18 protein-coding genes and 1 rRNA gene are annotated in these 20,336 nt (G+C 36.0%); 7 read left to right on the top strand and 12 right to left on the bottom strand.

Annotated elements, in window-relative coordinates:
* Positions 1-126: 126 nt before the first annotated feature.
* Together AC106K_RS26245 and AC106K_RS26250 are read right to left on the bottom strand one after the other, a co-directional pair.
* Positions 127-987 carry a hypothetical protein gene (locus tag AC106K_RS26245; RefSeq protein ID WP_482448572.1) on the bottom strand — a complete coding sequence of 287 codons (861 nt, stop codon included), beginning with the start codon at positions 985-987 and terminating at the stop codon, positions 127-129.
* A gap of 57 nt (positions 988-1,044) precedes the next feature.
* Entirely contained in the window at positions 1,045-1,917 is an 873-nt protein-coding gene (locus AC106K_RS26250) for a hypothetical protein (protein WP_482448574.1), read from the bottom strand.
* Between the two features lie 233 nt (positions 1,918-2,150).
* Between AC106K_RS26250 and AC106K_RS26255 the strand changes: the two genes are divergently transcribed.
* The 3 genes from AC106K_RS26255 to AC106K_RS26265 are packed head-to-tail and all read left to right on the top strand — an operon-like array spanning position 2,151 to position 4,152.
* The gene (locus AC106K_RS26255; protein ID WP_482448576.1) at positions 2,151-3,413 is read left to right on the top strand and encodes a DUF2851 family protein; all 1,263 of its coding nucleotides are present in this window, start codon (positions 2,151-2,153) and stop codon (positions 3,411-3,413) included.
* 1 nt (position 3,414) lies between these two features.
* On the top strand, positions 3,415-3,636 hold the full coding sequence (locus tag AC106K_RS26260) for a PspC family transcriptional regulator (protein WP_034695702.1): 222 nt from the start codon (positions 3,415-3,417) through the stop codon (positions 3,634-3,636).
* Positions 3,637-3,639: 3 nt separating this feature from the next.
* Positions 3,640-4,152, top strand: coding sequence for a GNAT family N-acetyltransferase (locus AC106K_RS26265; protein WP_482448578.1), 513 nt, complete (start codon positions 3,640-3,642; stop codon positions 4,150-4,152).
* Between the two features lie 226 nt (positions 4,153-4,378).
* Here AC106K_RS26265 and AC106K_RS26270 read toward each other — a convergent pair whose 3' ends face one another.
* The 4 genes from AC106K_RS26270 to AC106K_RS26285 all read right to left on the bottom strand — a co-directional run bounded on the left by AC106K_RS26270 (position 4,379) and on the right by AC106K_RS26285 (position 7,632).
* Entirely contained in the window at positions 4,379-5,113 is a 735-nt protein-coding gene (locus tag AC106K_RS26270; protein WP_482448580.1) for an SIMPL domain-containing protein, read from the bottom strand.
* Positions 5,114-5,204: 91 nt separating this feature from the next.
* On the bottom strand, positions 5,205-5,993 hold the full coding sequence (locus AC106K_RS26275; protein ID WP_482448582.1) for a carboxypeptidase regulatory-like domain-containing protein: 789 nt from the start codon (positions 5,991-5,993) through the stop codon (positions 5,205-5,207).
* A 76-nt stretch (positions 5,994-6,069) separates the two neighbouring features.
* Positions 6,070-6,879, bottom strand: coding sequence for a hypothetical protein (locus AC106K_RS26280; protein WP_482448584.1), 810 nt, complete (start codon positions 6,877-6,879; stop codon positions 6,070-6,072).
* 6 nt (positions 6,880-6,885) lie between these two features.
* A complete protein-coding gene (locus AC106K_RS26285) occupies positions 6,886-7,632 on the bottom strand; it encodes a hypothetical protein (protein WP_482448586.1) in 747 nt (248 codons plus the stop codon).
* A gap of 182 nt (positions 7,633-7,814) precedes the next feature.
* Here AC106K_RS26285 and AC106K_RS26290 point away from each other — a divergent pair, with 182 nt between their 5' ends.
* The 4 genes from AC106K_RS26290 to AC106K_RS26305 all read left to right on the top strand — a co-directional run bounded on the left by AC106K_RS26290 (position 7,815) and on the right by AC106K_RS26305 (position 12,540).
* Positions 7,815-10,955, top strand: a complete 3,141-nt coding sequence (locus AC106K_RS26290) for a UvrD-helicase domain-containing protein (RefSeq protein ID WP_482448588.1) — start codon at positions 7,815-7,817, stop codon at positions 10,953-10,955.
* Between the two features lie 124 nt (positions 10,956-11,079).
* Positions 11,080-11,304, top strand: a complete 225-nt coding sequence (locus AC106K_RS26295) for a hypothetical protein (RefSeq protein WP_482448589.1) — start codon at positions 11,080-11,082, stop codon at positions 11,302-11,304.
* A 16-nt stretch (positions 11,305-11,320) separates the two neighbouring features.
* Positions 11,321-11,710 (top strand): hypothetical protein, encoded by a 390-nt coding sequence (locus AC106K_RS26300; RefSeq protein WP_482448591.1) that lies wholly within the window; start codon positions 11,321-11,323, stop codon positions 11,708-11,710.
* Positions 11,711-11,727: 17 nt separating this feature from the next.
* On the top strand, positions 11,728-12,540 hold the full coding sequence (locus tag AC106K_RS26305) for a hypothetical protein (RefSeq protein WP_482448593.1): 813 nt from the start codon (positions 11,728-11,730) through the stop codon (positions 12,538-12,540).
* A 328-nt stretch (positions 12,541-12,868) separates the two neighbouring features.
* On the opposite strand, the gene AC106K_RS26310 is transcribed toward AC106K_RS26305, so the two are convergent.
* The 6 genes from AC106K_RS26310 to rrf form a co-directional block, all read right to left on the bottom strand.
* On the bottom strand, positions 12,869-13,378 hold the full coding sequence (locus AC106K_RS26310; RefSeq protein ID WP_047098215.1) for a ferritin: 510 nt from the start codon (positions 13,376-13,378) through the stop codon (positions 12,869-12,871).
* A 127-nt stretch (positions 13,379-13,505) separates the two neighbouring features.
* Positions 13,506-13,952 (bottom strand): hypothetical protein, encoded by a 447-nt coding sequence (locus AC106K_RS26315; RefSeq protein ID WP_482448594.1) that lies wholly within the window; start codon positions 13,950-13,952, stop codon positions 13,506-13,508.
* 178 nt (positions 13,953-14,130) lie between these two features.
* The gene (locus AC106K_RS26320) at positions 14,131-15,150 is read right to left on the bottom strand and encodes a hypothetical protein (protein WP_482448595.1); all 1,020 of its coding nucleotides are present in this window, start codon (positions 15,148-15,150) and stop codon (positions 14,131-14,133) included.
* Positions 15,151-15,289: 139 nt separating this feature from the next.
* Complete coding sequence (locus tag AC106K_RS26325) at positions 15,290-17,941, bottom strand: 4-alpha-glucanotransferase (RefSeq protein ID WP_482448597.1); 2,652 nt, start codon at positions 17,939-17,941, stop codon at positions 15,290-15,292.
* A gap of 153 nt (positions 17,942-18,094) precedes the next feature.
* Positions 18,095-19,261 (bottom strand): T9SS type A sorting domain-containing protein, encoded by a 1,167-nt coding sequence (locus AC106K_RS26330; protein WP_482448598.1) that lies wholly within the window; start codon positions 19,259-19,261, stop codon positions 18,095-18,097.
* Positions 19,262-20,259: 998 nt separating this feature from the next.
* A 5S ribosomal RNA gene (gene rrf, locus AC106K_RS26335) occupies positions 20,260-20,336 on the bottom strand; the annotation flags it as partial.

Genomic DNA, 20,336 nt, shown 5'->3' on the forward strand with positions numbered 1-20,336 from the left:
ATAGCAAATTTTCAAAAAAAACGGTCTCATTACAATATAATGAGACCGTTTTTTATATCTGTATAAAAGATGAAGTCATAAAATTATAGTTCTTTATAAATAATATGATCTCATGAGACTTTTAGATTAATTCAGGTATACCGCATCAAAATTAACGGAAAGTGTTCCAAGACTTTGATTGGTTGAAGCCCCTATACCACTATTATACCATCGTATGATTCTTGCGTCAATAGTATGCTCTCCTGCAGACAATGTACGTACTCCTGAAATATTAAACCGTAACTGAAACCCGTCGGAAAATTCCTGTACAATTTGATAAAGTCCTGTTGCTACCCCATCAATAAACAGTTCACAACGAAGATATGGAGTTCGTCCGGAACCTAACCCTGATTCATCTATTCCCAATCCAAAACTTAAGAAGATAGGCTTGGATACAGGCAAAGTAAATGTACTGCTGCTATTAGAAACTACTGCATAAGCATTACTGTTTACATTGAAATAGGTCACTGGGGCGCTTCCTTTAGTTACTGAATAGGGAGTACCGGAAACCTGTAGAATTGCATCCATTTTTCCTTTTGTGAGCATAAATACTTCCCATGTACTGCCAGTAGCAGTACCTTTACTTATAAGTTTCAAATGATAGCCAGGGGGTACTATAATAGAAGGTATATCAGAAGTTCCGTCATCAAGCAGTTCTGCCCCGCTTGCTGAAACAGTAAGTGCTGAATTACTTGTATTTTTAATACAGTATATACGTCCCTTGAAATTCCCTACACCGTTAATAGCTGCAGGAAGACTGATGGTTCCTGCATTATTTCCATTATAGGTTGTATAATAATCAGAAATACCTAAGGTGGTATTGGCTGTTACAATTTTATAATCAGCGGCAAAGGAACCATTAACGGTCATTATGCTTCCCGGATTTTGAGTATTTATCCCCACATTCTGAGCTTTCCCTACAGAAAAAGCCACAGCCGTTGTAAGCAATAGTATTAAATTTTTTATCAATCTTAACATCATTTACTGTTTTATGGTTTATGGCGATTAGTTAATATATACAGCATCTAGAACTTGGGAAAGAACTCCAAAATTTTGGTTTGTGGATGCCCCTATTCCATTATTGAACCATCTGATGATCCTTACATCAATAGTGTGGGGGCCTGCTGAAAGGCTTCGCACTCCTGAAAGGTTAAACTGCAGCTGGCTGCCTACACTCACTTCCTGCACAATTTGAAAAAGACCTGTAGCAACTCCATCAATATATATCTCACATCGGAAATAAGGAGGTACAGAAGAGCCAGTGGTCAAATCATCCAGCCCAAGCGCATAATTTAAGAATATAGGTTTACCTCCAGACAGAACAAAAGATGCACTGCTTCCGGGAATTGTAGTATAGGTATTGCTATTGACATTGGTTGTTGCTGTAGCAAGAGCCGACTGTGGTGTTGCACTGTTAATACTTACTACATTTGTAATAGTAGGTATGGTAGTATTCACAAACATCGAAAGCTCCCAGGTAGTTCCTGTTGTGGTCCCTTTGCTGATAAGTTCTACATAATAACCAGGTGGCAAGGTTACCGCAGAGACATCAGTGGCTCCATCTATCTGCTCTGTACCATTAGCCATAATTGTGACAACCGAACTGCTTGAATTTTTAATTCCGTAAATACGGCCTTTAAAATTACCATTACCGCTAATGGCTGCCGGAAGAGTAAGAGTAGCATCGCTACTTCCTTCATAAGCTACATAACTATCGGAAATACTTAAAGTTGTATTAGTTGTTACTTCTCTGTAATTAGATGAAAAAGATCCGTTTACAGTCAGAATACTCCCAGGAGACACAGTATTAATACCTACTTGAGAAAATACAGAACCAGAGCACAATAGGGCCCCGAGAAGAATGATAATTCTCTTCATTTTATTATCCATTTTTTTGTGTTTTTTTAATTAAAAAATAAATTTCAAAATTACATCTTCAATTATTTTAAAAAAATACTACATATCTAGTAATTTTTCAATCCAATTAAAGACTTAAACAAATCCAGAAAAAGCAATTACCCTTGGCTCGGTAAAAATAAAGACCTCCCTAGAAAATTACTTATAAAATTAAACTGTATAGATTCTTTTTTCTTATATTTATCTTCACACTTATGACGGAAAAATTACTTCAATATCTTTGGAACTATAAGGTTTTCAAACATTTTGACTTCAAGGACATTGAGGGTAATCCTGTCGAGATCTTAAACTTCGGAAAATGGAATAAAGATGCAGGCCCGGATTTTCTGGATGCTAAAATCAAAATCAACGGTCTTGTACTGGCTGGAAACATAGAATTGCATGTCCGTTCCTCCGACTGGATTTTTCACCATCATTCCCAGGATCCCAATTATCAGAATATTATTCTGCATGTCGTCTTTCAACACGACATCGAAATCAACGAACTTACAGAAAAGAGCGTTCCTGCTTTGGAACTAAAAAATCATATTGATGAGAATGTGGTATGGAAATATGAAAAGCTCATCGATGGAAACCAGTTCATTGCCTGTGAAAATATTTTTGACAAAGACAAAATTCCACTCCATTTTCATGAGAGAAATATTCTGAAAAAACTGGACGAAAAGGCTACTGAGCTTGAGCAGAGTTTAGCCCGGTATAAAAATAATTTTGAAGCCGTTCTATTCCACAGTTTTGCCTATTCGTTCGGTTTGAAGGTAAATGCTGCAATCTTCAGACAGATCGCAGAAAGTATCGATTACAGTATCGTCAATAAAATCCGCCAGAACCCTTTCCAGCTTGAAGCTTTGTTATTTGGAATTTCGGGATGGCTTGACCACCCGGAGGATGATCAGATGAAGGTCTGGAAAAGAGAATTTGAATTTATTAAGGTTAAATTTAAGATTCCTGATATAAGGCTTCATCCTAAATTTTTAAGGCTGAGACCCCCTAATTTTCCAACCATCCGTCTTTCTCAGCTGGCCCATCTTTATTTTCAGCATCAGAACTTATTTTCAAAGATCATGAATGTTCAAAATACCGATCAGATTTACGAAGTATTTAAGCCTATACAAGCTTCTGAATACTGGGATTCTCATTTTAATTTCGGAACGGTTTCAAAACTACAGCCTAAAACACTGAGTAAAGATTTTATAGATCTTATTATTCTGAACACGGTTCTTCCATTAAAATATGTCTACCACAGGTATCACAACGAAGAAATTTCGGAAGAGATCTTAGAACTTTACAAAAATATTACTGCTGAAAAAAACGGAATTATAGAGAACTGGAAAAAAATGGGGCTGAGTATTACCAATGCCCTGGAGACTCAGAGTCTGATTTACCACTACAAAAATTCATGTGAAGAAAAAAATTGCTTATCTTGCAGTATTGGATTTAAACTTTTAAAAGAATCTTGAAATGCTAAGTAATATTCGTCATAAAATGGAAAGAGAATGGTTTGGTGTTCTGACGAGAACTGGGGCTAAACTGGGAATTCCTGTATCCAAATTAAGAATCTTCTTCATCTACTCTACTTTTGCCACCGCCGGATTTTTCTTTCTGATTTATTTAGGTTTGGCATTTACTTTGTGGATTAAAGATATTTTTATCACCAGAAGGCCGAGTGTCTTTGATTTATAAATTATGGAATTTTTACCGATTACATCTGCTGAAGATCATAGAGTTCAGGAAATCTATACTTCTTACACCACTACTTTTCCTATAGACGAGCAAAGAAATAAGGGACAGTTTTTAGATTTATTTTCAAATCCGAAAGTCCGTTTCATGTCTGTAGTTGATGAATCTGAAACCATTGGCTACCTCATCTTATGGGAACTTAGCTCATTTGTTTTTGTAGAGCATTTTGAGGTGTTCGAAGCCTTCAGAAGTAAAAAACTGGGATCTCATATTATGAATCACCTGTTAGAAAACTATCCGAGAATCATCCTGGAAATTGAGCCTGCAGAATTGAATGAAGATGCTAAAAGACGTTATTCTTTTTATCAGAGAAATCGTTTTGAGCTGATTGATACTACGTATATTCAACCAAGTTATGGAGATGGCAAACAGTCTTTGAATTTATGGTTACTCGCTAATTATTCCCCTGAAAATGTGGAGGAACTGAAAAGCGAAATCTGTACTACTGTTTATCCTTAAAATATACAACGCCGGAATTGATCCGGCGTTTATTTTTGTTCAAATATCAGTGTAAGTTTTGGCTAAAGCCAATGGAAGGTTTTATTTTTATTAATCGGGCTAAAGCCCGATTCTATTGAATATGATCATTCTAAATTCTCAGGAATTGCGGAGGTTAAAGCAAATCATTTGGTAAATAAGAATAAGTGTCACGAATTACAGATTATTCATTTCCCATTACTCATTTTTAATTCACCTCATATTCAAGTTTTATCGTAATGCTCGCTTCTTTTTCTTTGGAGGAAGTATTGAATGTTCCGCCGTAGGAATAATCTTCGTTTGAATTCGGCGCCGTAATCTGAATAACTCCCATGGTCGCTTTTTTAAGATTTCCCAGACTGCTTCCTGAGTTTTCTGCAATTTTCTCGGCTCGTTCTTTGGCGTCTTTTGTAGCGGAGGCAATCATCTCCTGTTTTACAGTGGCAAGTTTGGTATAGAAATAAGCCGGAGAAGAAGAGGTGAACTCAATCCCCCTATTGATAATTTCGGTAATATTTCTGGAAAGATTTTCAATTTTGGCGACCTCTTTACTTTCAATAGATACTTTTTGCGTGAGGTTGTAGCCTGAGAATTCTCCCTGTACATAATTTCCGTTTGCATCATTATAACTTCTGAACTGTTTCTGAATATCTACGGATGAAAATACAATTTCGTTTTGCCTGATTCCTTTTGAAAGCAGGTAGTCATTGATCACTTTTCTGTCGAGAGCCAGCTCATCATACGCTGATTTCAGATCTGCATTATTCTTGGAAAAACTTCCGGACCAGGTGATAAGATCCGAGGTAAACTGTTTTGTTCCCAGACCGGTAACAGAAATGGTATTCTCAGATTTATTTCTGTTTTTGATTGCATTTCCCAGGAGGCCGAGACCGATTACAAAGCCTAAGGCTCCTATGGCAATGGCAATGATGTTTTTATTCATAAAATTTGTGGTTTTGGTTGATTGTTATTTAATATTGCATCAATTTCCATTCCACTATTTTAAGATATTTTTAACACCTCAAAAGTCTGTTTTACTTTTTGTTCTGTTTCAGCCTTTCTATAAAAAGTGGTATTGTCTCTTCCATCCTGAGCATCACTCCGGAAAGATTTCTGGCTTTTACATAGGTGCGTACCTGAGGTTTTACAGCAAATGAAAATTCAATAAACTCTGAAATCCGGTCTGCAGGGATTCCTGCTTTGGTAAAATAATCATCTTCCACTCTATTCCGAACCCAGAGAATGTGTTCCTGCAGGTCATCATATCTATATTGCCTCTTCTGTCGTCTTGCTTTACCGCTTATCAGGTCATAGACTCCCTGTACATTTAGATTTCCTAAGAGAATGGGAAGTAGGACACTTTTCACTTCTGCTGGTTTTTCCCTCATTTTTCCAATCGGCTGGGGAAGACCTACAGCGTCTCTCACCTGCTCTCCTTTATCTACTTTTGCTACAATCCGGGAATCCACTTCCAGATCACCGCTGAGTTTTTTTACGATCTTTACTTCTCCTACATCCCTAGGAATCTGATGAAGAGTGATGAATAGCTGAGAATTGATACCATTGGTGAGAACTCTTCTGGAGGTTCTGTTGAAATCCTGTTTTACAAACCTCAATTCGTCGTTAGGATTGGCTTCTATAGAAAACATCCCTTCTGCGTTGGAATATACTTTTTTATCTGTAGTCATGTTAACGACAATAACAGCACTTAAATTATCCCCATTATCATCAACAATTTTCCCCGTTACCGTCTGTTGAGAAAGCAATACCGTACTGCATAGAAATGCGAAAAAAAGAAAACTTTTATCCCAATACACCTTCATTATGTTTCTAGATCTGTAATGCAATTTATTCTATATTTTAAAAATGGAGCCTGCAAAAAGGCTTCATTATCTTATTTTATTTATCTGACAATTTATTCATTTTCCGATATTCATCAAAGGCAATGATCAATTCAGTCTTTACTGTTTCCTGATTAAAATCTTTTCTGTATTTCTTAGCCAGTAAGCGGGTTTTATTGGCATACAGAAGGAACATATCAATCTGTTCTTCCTCCATCCCATACTTTTTCAGAAAATTCAGATTGATTTCATTTTTTACTCTGCTCAGGAAATCCTGAGTTTCATTATAATTGGCTTTGGTAATCTTGGGCTTCGAAGCTTTTTTGATCAAACCTGAGACTGCACTGAGTACCCCCATCACATCTACCTGTCCTGCTTTAAAGTCATGTCCTGCAAACGTTTTTGAAATGTTATTATCCGGTAAAGGCTCATTGAGCGGGCTTCTCATATAATCTGACATTTCAGACTTTAGGGACTGCAGTTTCCTGGATTCATTGAGGTGTTGATTATCTTTTGCAAGATTTCCTGTGGGCGTGTAAGTAATCTTGACTTCGGGAATCTGGATTTCCATTCTTTGGAGCACGATATGAATTGGAGCATTCAGATCTTCTTTGTCAATCTTTTTGTCAAAACGATAGTATCCTTCTTTCACAAACCTTATCTCATCATTTTCTGCCGCATCAATTTCAAATTTCCCGGTATTATCACTCAATGCTGTTTTCTGGCTGGAAATATTAACAACTAGGACAGGATTGATATTGGAATCACCACCTCCGGTAATCTTACCTGATACTTTCTGCTGTGCAGACATCAAAGTACCGACAGTAATCAGTCCAAAACACAGACTCTGTCTCATGTATTTTCCCATTACTTCTTATTTTGCGGTTTGTGGAGAACGGTAGGACGAAACTCTTGTCAGTACAAATCGTTGAAATCTGTTCAGATCAGCATCGCTGCAGAATCCATATTTCAAAATTTTCTTTCTTTCGAATCCTCCGGCCAGAACATAGGAAATGAAATGATCAATCAATGGTTTTTCGATTTTAAGATCGGTAAAATAATCATCCCCGAGACTCGCTCTGATATACTTGATCAAATCGACATCATCCCACTTATTCTTCACCTTTCCGATACTGAATCCTTCTCCTTTTGGTTGTACAAATTCTCCGGGTCTTGCGGCCAGAATCCTCGGATCCGATTTCTGAGCGATATATCGATCTATTTCTTTGGTCAGCTTTATAACCTTTTGCGGCTTGTTGTAATTTTTGGTATCAATTTTTAAATTTCCGGTAAGCCCCTTTTTCACTTCTACTTCAGGAATCTGAATCGTTGATCGAGTGAGGCTAATATTCATAGGAGACTGAATATTCTCCTGAGAAACTTTTTTCGTCAGACGTTCATACCCTGGTTTTACAAAACGGAGCTCATCTCCTGCTTTTCCGGAAATCATAAAGTGTCCGTCTCTGTTTGAAATGACCATTTCATCAGTACGGATATTGATGACATTCACATCCTGTATTTCGGTGCCATCTTCCGAGGTGATCTTTCCGAAAATATAACTTTGAGCATGAATATAAACGCTGAAAATGAGGGAAAGAAAAAAGAATAGTTTAAGTTTCACGGGCTATTTTTTATAGAACAAAGCTAAAATTATTTTTAAATTTTACCATAAGTTTAACCACAGTTAACGCCTTTTAATATTTCTTTTTAAATTTTACCGTTGAAACTGTTAAATAGCTCTCCCGAATTGTTAAAGTTTCTTTTAAATTTTAGCTAACTTGCAGTCTCAATTCTCTTTTTACAATGCAAAATTCTTACACAGTCATCAATGCTTCTGCAGGATCCGGGAAAACGTACGCCCTGGTTCAGAGGCTTCTGATGATCTGTCTCCGCTATCCTAATCAACAGCAATCGATCAGGAATATTCTCGCCCTTACTTTTACCAATAAGGCTGCCAATGAGATGAAGGAAAGAATTCTGTCCTGGCTCGGAAATTTTTCCGCCGGCGACTATGCAGGCAATATGGATCTTAAAAACATCCAGAAAGCATTTGAAGAAGAGGGTCTGAAAATTACAATTGATGAACTTCATCACCGCTCCAGAAAACTGCTGGATTATATCCTCCACAATTACTCAACACTAAATATTGGAACGATCGACCGTTTTAACTCAAGACTGGTAAGAAGCTTTTCTTATGAACTGGGACTTGCAAAAAATTTTAACCTTGAGATTGAAGCGGAACCCTTTTTGATCGAAGCAGTAGATAAAATGCTGGACCAGATCGGTGAAAATGATACGATCTCCAATTCTTTCATGGACTATGTGGACTACAGTCTTGAAAACAATGAAAGGATCAATCTTAATAAAAACCTTTATGACTCTGCCAAAGAGTTTGTGAAGGATATTCATTACGAACATCTGAAAAGCAACAAAAGTTTTGATGATACGAATTATGAAAATATAAAAAATACCCTTCGTAAAGAGATTGTTCTCAACAAAAAGAAATCGGCAGAACTTGCCAACCAGTCTGTTGAACTTTTTAAATCCAGAAATATTGAGATTGAGGATTTTGCCCAAGGTAAAAACGGGATCGGAGGTTTCTTTACCAAAGTTATCGATTTTTACCAGCAGAAAAGAGCAGGATTTCCTTTTCCTACTACTCAGGAAGAATCTGTTATTAATAATTACAGAAAAGGAGCCGCTTCAAAATCCAAACACAAGGAAGCTGAAATTCTTGAAATTCTTGATCAGCTGATCGAGAACAGGATGCAACTGATTCTTCTCTATATTGAAACCCAGAAAAAGGAGAAGGTTCTGGCCGCTCTTCTTCCTTTAAAAGTAAATAAAGATATTCAGGACGAGCTGAGAAAAATTGAAGAAGAAAATGATCTTGTTCTGCTTTCAAAATTCAATATCCTAATTAATGAGAACCTCAGAAATGAGCCTTCAGCTTTTATTTACGAAAAAGTAGGTTCTCAGTTTCAGCATTATTTCTTTGACGAGTTTCAGGATACTTCGGAACTGCAGTGGCAGAATTTTGTCCCGCTGAGAGATCACAGTGTTTCTACGGAATATACTTCATTTACATTGGTGGGTGATCCTAAACAGAGTATCTACAGATTCCGGGGCGGAGAAAGTAAACTGATGCTGGACATTATCAATAAAAAGGAATTTTCGCCTAAAGAAGCTGATCTTCTTGTTTTAAAAGATAACTGGCGAAGTGCCCGGAATATTGTCCAGTTCAATAATGAGCTGTACCGCTATCATTCTGAAGGATTGGAAGAGGAACATAAAAATATTTTCGGAACAGATGCCGAGCAAAGTCCCAAATCGAAAATTGACGGACGGGTAAAGGTCAACCTGATTGAAAATCTTACTAACGAAGAGTTTTATGATGATACTTCGGAGAGAATGCGGAAAGATATTCAGGAATGTCTGAACAATGGTTTCAAATTCTCTGATATTACCATTCTCTGCCGTGGAAACTTTGATATTTTCAGTTATTCACAAAAGCTGGGAAATCTGAAGGTCAGCTATCATGGTGAAGAAACCAATATCAAAACAATTTCTGATAAAGGGCTTACGCTTGAACTGTCTAATACTCTGAAAGCCGTAATCGAATTCCTCAGATGGGAAATCAATACGAAGAATAAGCATTGCCTGATCATGATGATGTATCACCTGAATACACTCGGCAAGGTTCATATGGCAGATTTCACTTTAGAAATGAAAAAAATTCTGGATATTGAAAGCCATGAGGATATTCTTCTGTTCCTGCAGCAAAAATATGCTCTCCATCTTAAGCAGGATAATTTCCCGAGATTTAACCTATATAATTTTATAGAATACTACATCAATGAGTTTTCTGTGGAAAACAAAGAAACCGACTTCCTGCTGAATTTTCTGGAAATGCTTTTCAACTTCACACAGAATGCCGGAGCCAGTACAAAAGAGTTTCTGAAATATTGGGATGAAGAAGCTTCTTCCTATACAATTCAGGCTTCGGAAAATATTGATGCAATTCAGATCATGACCATCCATAAGTCTAAAGGGCTTGAATTCCCTATTGTTTTCATTCCTATGATCAACAAAAACCGGGATAATGAGTTTACCAACTGGTTTGAAACGAATGAAAGTGACGCATTAAAATCGGTCAATATCAATCAGTTCAGTAAAAATCTGGAGGTTTATGATCATGAAATACAGTCTTTCAATAAGAAAAATTCTTATAAAAATCTGATCGACAGGCTATGTCTGCAGTACGTAGCAACAACCAGACCTGTGGAACAGCTGTTTTTCTATCTTCAGAAAGCTAACAAGACTTCTAATAACCTGGAGCTTTTAGAATTTCTGCAAACAAAAAATACAGAAAACGCCGATGAATTTGATCTGTATGAGGTGCAACCTGAGATGTTGAAGAAACATTCAAAGACCAAAAGCTCTTCTTTTATGACTCAAAATATTCAGAATCTGAAAAACGTCAATGAGAAAAGTACATCGATCAAGATTGCCACTCCTTCCAAAAATTACCAGGTCCGAAATGAAAAAGTAAGGATCGGTCTTTTCGTGCATGAGCTTTTATCGAAAATCAATACAGAAAAAGATATTGCCAAAGTACTGGAAGGTTATGCTATGGAAGGTCAGATTACTCTGGAAGAGAAAAGCGAAATTCAGGTTACTTTACAGAATATCGTAGCAACTTACGCTGAATTCTTTGATGAAAAATGGGAGGTCATCAACGAAAAAGACATTATGATTTCGGAAAACGGAGAAAGCCATATCTCAAGACCTGACCGGATTTTAAAAAGTGATGAAGGCTATATCATTGTTGATTTTAAAACCGGTGAACAGAAAGCTAAAGATGAAGCCCAGGTAGAAGGTTATAAAAACATTCTGGAAAGATTAGGCAAAAAGGTTCTCAAAACCCAGATTATCTACCTTTAAAATTACCGTTTTTTTATTCATAAAATAATTTTTAAAAATCCCTTACAATTTAAAAGGATTTATTATTTTTAATCAGTATAAATAAAACAGGATCAACCGTTTATTCTGTTTTAAAAAGCTGACCATGAAAATATATTTAATCTCTTTTTTAATAAGCTTGGTTATGATGGCACTTTCGGGAGCTGTCATCTTCAATATCATTGATTATTTAGATCCTCCTGTTACTGAAGAAGGGCTTAGATATATGCCTGCTGAAAATTTATTGAAATCCTTTTTTTTAAGTATCATAACCGGAGCCATCGTTTTTATTGTAGCAGTGAGAATACAGAGACAAAGGCTGAAAAAGTGACCTTCCAACAGAAGTTATGTTAAAAAACTATATCATCAGAAACCGAAAAATACTGTTTACCGTACAAGCAGTCGTATTTATGGTATTCATTGTTCTCACTACTGTCTACTATTGGGATCGGTCTGCTCATATTCATTTTAACCGTCCTATTGAAATCCTTAATTTCCAGAGTATATTTTCAATGATCATGACTTATCTTTTTATAGCTTTTCTGATCATCACTCTGATATACCCTATCCTGCTTCTGATACAGATGTACTATATGCGAACAATCAAAGGAAACGGAAAAAAACTGGTACTCTTATCTATTCTGTATTTTTTATCTGTCATTGCTGTTTTTACTTTATGGACAATCAATGGCAGTCATTCAATAAAGATCGCGAACCCAACTCCCTTCGTCAATTAAAATTATCCACACAAAGTATGAAGCTCAATATTTTAACCGCCCTAACCTTCTTATTTATCGGCTGTACTCAAAAAGCGCAGCACTACAGTTATGAGCTGGAAGATTCGGATGAAGCGTATGTAATGGATTCATGGACTGCTGATCATAAGGAAGATTATTATAAAAAAGTAGGAAATCTGCTCCATGAATTTCTGACCCGTGAACATTACACAACTCCCTCAGAATCTGAATTTAACAAAAACCTAAAGGAAAAACTAAAAATATCGGTTAACAAAAAAAGTTACCAAATTATCCCTTATCCTATTTTTCAAAAAGACAGTATCAGCGGGGACGCTTTGCGGCTGGTAGTTTTTCCACAGCAAAGAATTATTTCTTTTGATTCAGAGTTTCCACTTCTCAATACATCAAGTTTAACTTATTACCATTCTCCTGATTATAAAAATCTGGACCATAGCAGTGATTACAATATTGTACTAAATAAGGTTTTATTGACTCCGGATCAGAAAGAGATTGATAAATGGCTGAAAGATGAACAGCTTCAGGACCTGTTTATTTATTTGGTTTGCAGTTTTCATTTCGACAGTAATGAGCAAATATTCAGACATGTTATTGACCATATAAAAAATGATCCTGAAAAGTATAATTCCGAATATCTTCGGTTACTTTTCTATAGAGATAAAAAAGAAATAGACCGGGAATTTCTTTCCAAAATAAAGGAGGTTGATCCTGATAGAAAGTTGCTCGTTTATTTTAGGAATGCCATCGCAGAAGAATTCAATAAGAATGATAGGGAAAGATATGAAAAGGGCTTTGATGCCGTTTACAGATAGCATTTTTGAATGAACGAAATCTTATGGTGAAAATTTGTAAGCTGTAATAAGTTTTGGCTAAAGCCAGTGGAGGGGTTATTGATTGTTAAATGGGCTAAAGCCCATTTCTATTGAATGCTATCAACTAAGCGTATCGTTTACCTTTTCTAGGGGACAAAAAATATAATTGTGGATAACTTTGTTAAGATTTCAACGGGACTGATGCCCATTAATATTGAAAGATTGTTTTAATCAATGTAATTACTGATTATTTATCTTTTGATTTTATCAACAAAAAACCGCTGCTCCAATGGAACAACGGTTTTTATATTGTTTACAACTTTTAATATTAGGCAGTTGTGTTGGGAGTAAATACTCTCTGTGACAATTCCTGATCAAAAAGATATAATGCAGATGGATTATCGCATACCATTTTAATCTTAGTTACATATTGGGATGCACTAGCCTCTTCTTCTACCTGCTCGTTGATAAACCACTGTAAGAATGATGTTGTTGCAAAATCTCCTTCCTCGTTGGCGTTCTTCACAATGTTGAAAATACTTTTAGTTACGATCTTCTCATGTGCCAATGCCTTCTCGAAAATATCTGTTGCACTTTCGAACTCATGCGGAGGTTTTGCAATTTCTCCGATGATGATCTCTCCTCCTACATCATTTAAATAATCAAACATTTTATCAGCATGCATCAATTCTTCTTTGCTTTGTACTCTGAAGTAGTTGGCAATTCCATCAAGATCTTTTCCTGAAAACCATGCAGACATTGAAAGATAATATTGAGCGGCATATTGTTCGTGAGCAATCTGTTCGTTAATTAATTTTGCAATTTTTTCGCTAACCATAAGTATTAAATTTATAGTCAAAAATAGGGAATAAATGCCCGAAATCAAAAGTTTTACGGAAAATTAATACAAAAAGGATGGAAAAACATCCATCCTTTACACATTAAAAAATCGAAATTACAAACACTTATTTCATTTCAGGGGTTGCCGTATTCATCGGCTTTTTCATCATTTTTCTATCTTTCATGGCGACTCTTCTCTGCTCCATTTTTGCTTTTCTGTCAGCCTGCCATTTATCATATTGTTGTGGAGTAAGTATTTTCTTCATATCGGCATCCATTTGTGCTCTTTTGGCTTTCATTTCTTCCATTTTCGCCTGTCTGTCCATTTTATTCTGTTCAAACTGTGCTTTCATTTCAGCTTTTCTTTTGTCCTGAAGAGCTTTTACCTGAGCTACCTGAGATTGGTTCAGGTTAAGATCTTTCTGCATCTGATCCAGATGTTCCTGTTGTTTCTGTTCCATTCTCTGTTTCATTTCAGCAGCTCTTGCCTGTCTATCCTGTGGAGTTGTCTGTTGTGCCATGGCGAAACCTCCTATTCCGATAAATGCTATTGTTAAAACTAATTTTTTCATCTTTTTAAAATTTTAATTAATTGTTATACATCTATTGGATTAGCTATTAAACCCCAAGTTAAATTAACACATTCATAAATAATGTTAAATTTTAACACAAATAAAATATTAATAAACAAAAAAAAGGACAGATTATAAAAACCTGTCCTTCACACCACTTAAATATAATATATGAAAATTAATTCTTTACCAAACTCCCTCTAAATCCGCCTCTGTTACCACGGTTCTGAGCTGGAGCTGAACTTTCAGATTTATCTCTGAAACCACCACCGTTTCCTCTGAATCCGCCATTATCTCTTGATGGAGCACTTTCTCTTCTCACTTCACCATTTCCTCTGAAACCGCCGTTATTATTTTCTCTGTTTTCGTTTCTGAAACCGCCGCCGCCATTATTTCTGAAGCCACCATTATTGTTTGAGTTGTCTCTGAAACCACCGTTGTTTTCTGAATTGCCACGGAATCCGCCATTATGATTTCCATTGTTCTCGTTTCTGAAACCGGAATTGTCATTTTTACCATTGTTACGGAATCCACCTGAATTTCCATTGTTTCTGTCCGGGTTTCTGAATCCGCTATTAGGCCTGCTGGTTGTTCTGATAACATCAAAAGTAGGATTATCAATTCTACGGAATCTTGATCGGTCTACTCTATAAATATTGATGTTTACATTTCTATATCTCGGCATTACCGTATATCTCGGTACATAATAGGTTCTTCTGTAATTCTGGAAATACACTACCGGGCTCATGCCTCTGTAGTAATTGTTCTGAAAAACAACAAACACTCTCGGACCTAGAATTCTCTGTAAGGCATAAAACCTGTCATAATACCATCTGTCCGGGTTATATCGGTAGAAATTATCCCAAGCGGTAAAACTTGCATACAGATTATTCAATCTCATGATCTGATCCACCTGCCAGCGGTTTAATCTGTTCTGAACGAAAAATCCGTTCCAGTCTATATTAATAATGCTGTTTCTATAATCGTTATAATAACTTTGATAATAGTCACCTGGATAATAATCCTGAGGATAATTGTAATAATAATCATCAGGGAAATAATTTCTGTCATCTTCATCGCTGTAATAGCCATCTCCATTCTGATAATAACCATCATCTCTCCAACCATTATTCGGATACTGCTGAGCGGACGCGAAAACGCCTAACCCAAAAGCTAATCCTAAAAGTATTTTTTTCATCTCTATAGTCGTTAATTGGTTAATATATAGCAGAATATCTTAATTCTATTACTTTGATACAAATAAAAAAAAGAAGTTAAATCAATAGATTCAACTTCTTTCAAAATATTATTAACCACCTGATAATCAGATGTTAAATTTACATTCTTCCACTATCTTTGATCCAAGAAGAGATCTTTTCATTAAAAATCTGCTCCTTTTTAAGATCTTCAAGCTTAATATGCATTCTATAACGCCAGTAATGAGGAAAAACGGCGGGATTATTAATCCTTTCATTATCCATCTTAGTGTTGGTAAGTTTTACATCAGTAGCCAGGAACTCCTGAATCGGGAAAATAGCCAACATGGATTCATTATATAAATGTTGTTTCATAATGATCTCAGCCAGATGTGGGGTTAAATTCTCAGGCGCTTTTCCATATTGAATCAGCTGTTGGTTGAAGTATCTCTGCGTCAAAGAAGGATCTTCTTTCCACCACTGTCTCAAGGTAGAACTGTCGTGGGAAGACGCTGTCACCACATTCATATAGCTGGCATTTCTCGGATCATAGAATGGAATATTTTCTGCAGGCATACGTTGTACTTTGAGCGCAACAATAGCCAGTTCGTCCATTACTACCGGTACACAGGCAGGAACCATCCCAAGGTCTTCACCACAGATCAGCATTTTGGTAGCATTCAAAATGACAGGAAGTTTTTCCATGGCCTTTTCGTACCATAAATGATCCTGTCTTCTGAAGAAATAATCGTGGTATAGGTCATAGATACTTTTCTGCTCCCATTCCGGCAAGTATTTATACGATTCAGTATTATATACATTAAATCTCGGATGATAAACCTTTTCTCCATTCCTTTCTTCTTCCAGGAACAATACATTGGCACACAATGAGACCAGTTTTTCTTCAAGCGGACCTATTGGATGAGTCTTAAAGAAGTCAACAAGCTTCCTTTGGGTATCAAATTCTTCTTTAAAGGAATAGGTTCCATCCTCATTATCATTTATAAATTCGAGCGCCTTTTCAGTGTCTTTCCCGAAATAATCCCATAAGATCTGCTGATTGATAAACGGCTTACAATATCTGTCGTATTTAAAAGGAATCTGCCATGCTCTGAATTCTTCGGCAACAATAGGAACGGCAGGATAAAAGTATCCTAAAATTCCCTGTACCGCAGACACTGGCATTCTCCAGATTCTGAAGAAACCTAAAATATGATCTATTCTCATGGCATCAAAATACTGTTCCAATGCCTTGAATCTGTTTTTCCACCATCTGTAATCATCCTCTTTCATTGCTTCCCAATTGTAAGTCGGGAATTCCCAGTTCTGGCCAAGCTCTGTAAACTGATCCGGTGGTGCTCCGGCCTGAAAATCCATCCCGAACAATTCAGGCTCAGTCCATGCTTCTACAGAGTGTCTGTAAATACCAATCGGAAGATCTCCTTTTAAAGAAATCCCCAGATTATGGGTATAATCCACGGCATCTTTCAATTGAAGATGAAGCTGATACTGTACCCATGCATGAAGCATTGAAAGATCATAATCTTTACTTTTTGTAGTAAACAACTGTGAAACCTTCCCGGCGATATATTTTTTATGGGTTTTCCAGTCGTTGAAATTGGGGGTCTTATATTTGTCTCTCAATACACAGAATGCAGCATAAGGAACCAGCCAGTTTTCATTGTCTTTGATAAATTTTTTAAAGTTTCTGTCTTTATAGATTTTATCTTTTTCAGCAGTAAAAACGGCCTTCAGGTATTTCCATTTCCCGATGATCATTTTTTCATAATCAATCAGATCAAGAGCATTTAAAGCCTCTTTTTCAGCAAGATAACCTTCAACGATTTCTTTCGGTAAAGAATAATCAAGTTTTTCAAGGGAAATATATTGAGGATGCAGAGCATACACGGATACTGCTGCGTAAGGATAAGAATCTGTCCAGGAATAATTGGCTGTGGTATCATTGATCGGAAGAATCTGGATAATTCCCAGATTGGTATCTTTTGCCCAATCTGCCAGTTTTCTAATATCAGAAAATTCACCTACCCCGAATCCATCTTCACTTCTTAATGAAAATACAGGAACTGCTACCCCTGCATCATGATACATCTGGTAGCCCTTGAATCTGAAATAATGATTAGAAACGATCTGCAGAACATCTGGAAGCGGATTGGCTAGCGTAACCCGGTTTTCTCCGGTTTCAACATCAATTACCTTTCCTTCATTTGTATCATAAAGGCAATATTTGAACTGAATCAGTTCATTTTCCGGAATTTCAACAGAAACCTCCCACAGACCAAAGTCCGTTTGAGATAGATGAATTACTCTATGATAGTCCCAGTTTCCAAGAGACATCGTGCTTCCGAACAACACAACTTTCCAATCCGGATTATAAATAGGAACTTCTATTCTGAATAAATGAGTATGCTTTTTTAAAACAGTTGCTTTTTCAGGAACAAACCCATGCAGTTTATTATAAAGAATCTTATTGTTCAGATAGTTTTCAGGAAAGTTCTTATTATTCCATTCATCAAAAATGATAAACTCTTTATAATTATGAGGGAAATGAAGATGATGATGAACAAATTCTTCTCTTAAAATATTTCTTTTTTCATCCACAACACGGTATTGATAGGAAATGGATTTTGAAAAATAATCCACTTCGCATTTCCATAAACCGTTATCAGCATAAAACATTGTATGGATATGAGCCGCAGCACCTTCCTCACCAATCACCAGCTCCAGATTCTCTCCGGCTTTTACGATATATCCTACATTAAAGTATAGTTTCATCTATATTTTTTTATAAAAGTACATTTTAATATCGAAAAATAAAACTTATTGAATATCAAATAATCATTAAAAAACCTTCTCAATGAACTTGAAAAGGTTTTATGATAAGTCAAATTTTTTGATCTCTTATTCTTGCAGTATTTTGAGTTGCTTCTATTTTGTGACTAAAACCTTCTTATTCAATATCACCTTACCGGTTCCGTCCGTAATATTTATAATGTAAGCTCCACTCACCAAGCCTTTAAGGTATACTTTTTCATCCAAAGAACCGTCTCTCACAGATAAATTCTGATTCATTACATTCTTACCTGCCATATCGAATACATTCAGTTTGATATTTCCTTTCACACTCTTGTTATTCACATGGACGTTAATATATTGCTCATCTACCCTTGTAGGATAAATATCAAGGTTGGTCAGTGTATTCACTGCAGAAGCTTTATCATTCACAAAATATTTACTTGCCAGATCATAGACATGCAAACCTTTTTCTCCTGCAAGCTCTTTAGCCTGTAAAGTTTCCAGATCCACCTCATATAAAGAAGCTCCTTTTGCACTGGCAATAACTATTTTTCCCTGGGAATTAACTGCTGAGCCGTTTACAGAATAATTATCAGGAATTCCTGCAATTTTTCCAATGAACTTAGCTTTTAATTCTTTTGTTACTACTTTAAAAACATTTCCTGAAGCCGAAAAAACGTAGAAATTATTATCAGCATCCGCAATCATATCACCTCCAAAACCGGTAGTAATAGCCGTGAACGAATTCTTTCCATTGGAAGCATCATCTTTAATGATCCCAAGATCGTTCACTACATACTGTCCGCTTTTCTTACTGATTTCCAAAAATTGAGTTCCGGCATTATTTACAGCATAAATATTTCCGTTATATCCTGTGGCCATCCTTGTTATATGAGAATTAATATCGCAGGAAGAAACTCTTGCCACATTATTTTCGATCAATGTGATTTCCTTTGTCTGAGGATGTAATAAGTAGATATTTGATGAAAACATCGGCATATACACCAGATTATTATTTGATGGATCATACGCTAACGCTGCCATCGTCACCGCCTGAGAATTATTGTAAGAATTTTTATCCTCAGCGACAACTGCTTTTCTACCTTGTGAAAATACTTTTGCAGAAGAATCTACACTGAAAATTTTGTCTCCTGAACTACCATTTGTAGCATCAATTGTACGGAAATCATTAAAACTGATACTTTGTGTATCTTTTCCTGTAATGGCAAAAATATCCTGTTGTGCCTGCGCATTCATGCCTAATACCAGTAAAAATAGAGGGAATAAATGTTTTTTCATAATATGTATATTTTTAGATTCGTAATCATTTTAATATGACTAAGTTACATAAAATTAAAATAAAAAAACAAAAAATCACCACGAATTGAATACTATTTATAATAAATTAATATCAATGGTATGATAATCATAATCCTTGGATCATCATGAATAACTGACAATGGTAATAAGTAATATAAGTTTACTTGCAAAACATTCTGTGGTTTTACCATTCGATTTTCCGGTCGTCATTTATTTTCAGGAGCTTCATCCCGCTATCCACTCATACTCCTCACGCCATTGCTCTTCCCTACTAAACCCTATCGCAGCCAAACCTAGCTGCGGGGTAACCGTTACTATCGGGGCTAGGGGTCGTGTAATATATCAATAGTAATGGGAAGTTGAACAATATTCTTTCTATAGCCTTTCAAGGGTTAGTATTATTTCAGAATGCCCATTATAAAACAGGATTACGGGTTCTTATGATGCGGATTTACAAACCTAACAGGTTTTAGAAACCTATTAGGTTTAGTTTGTGGGTATATTAGGTTAAAAAGAATGAATTGTGGATAAGTAGTCTTGATACCTCCGTGATGGAAAAAGTGCAGGGGAATAGGCATACTGGTCTTACAGGGAAGATTGCTAGGCAATTAAAAGGAAAAGTAAAAAATGGTCTGCAGAATATATAATGAACTTACATTTCATCATTCAATAGGAGCGGGCTTTAGCCCGTTCTCATTAAAATAATAATTCCATAGGCTTTAGCCTAAACTTATAGCCATCAATATTCTGGCTCAAGTAAAACATTACCTGAATAGGTGATTTTCTAATATTTGGAAGAGAACAGTTTGATAACAACAGTAATGATATAAGGAATAGAACTGGGATAAATTCAGAACAAAGAATAAAGAATAAAGAATAAAGAGTAAAGAGGGGTAAATCCTGAGAGTTGGCTTAAGTATAAAGCAAAAAAAAAATCCTCTATCTTTCGATAAAGGATTTTTTAAAAATAAAATAAAAACTGGCGGCGGCCTACTCTCCCGCGTTAGCAGTACCATCGGCGCTGGTGGGCTTAACTTCTGTGTTCGGAATGGGA

This window comes from Chryseobacterium sp. FR048 (genome assembly GCF_056844665.1).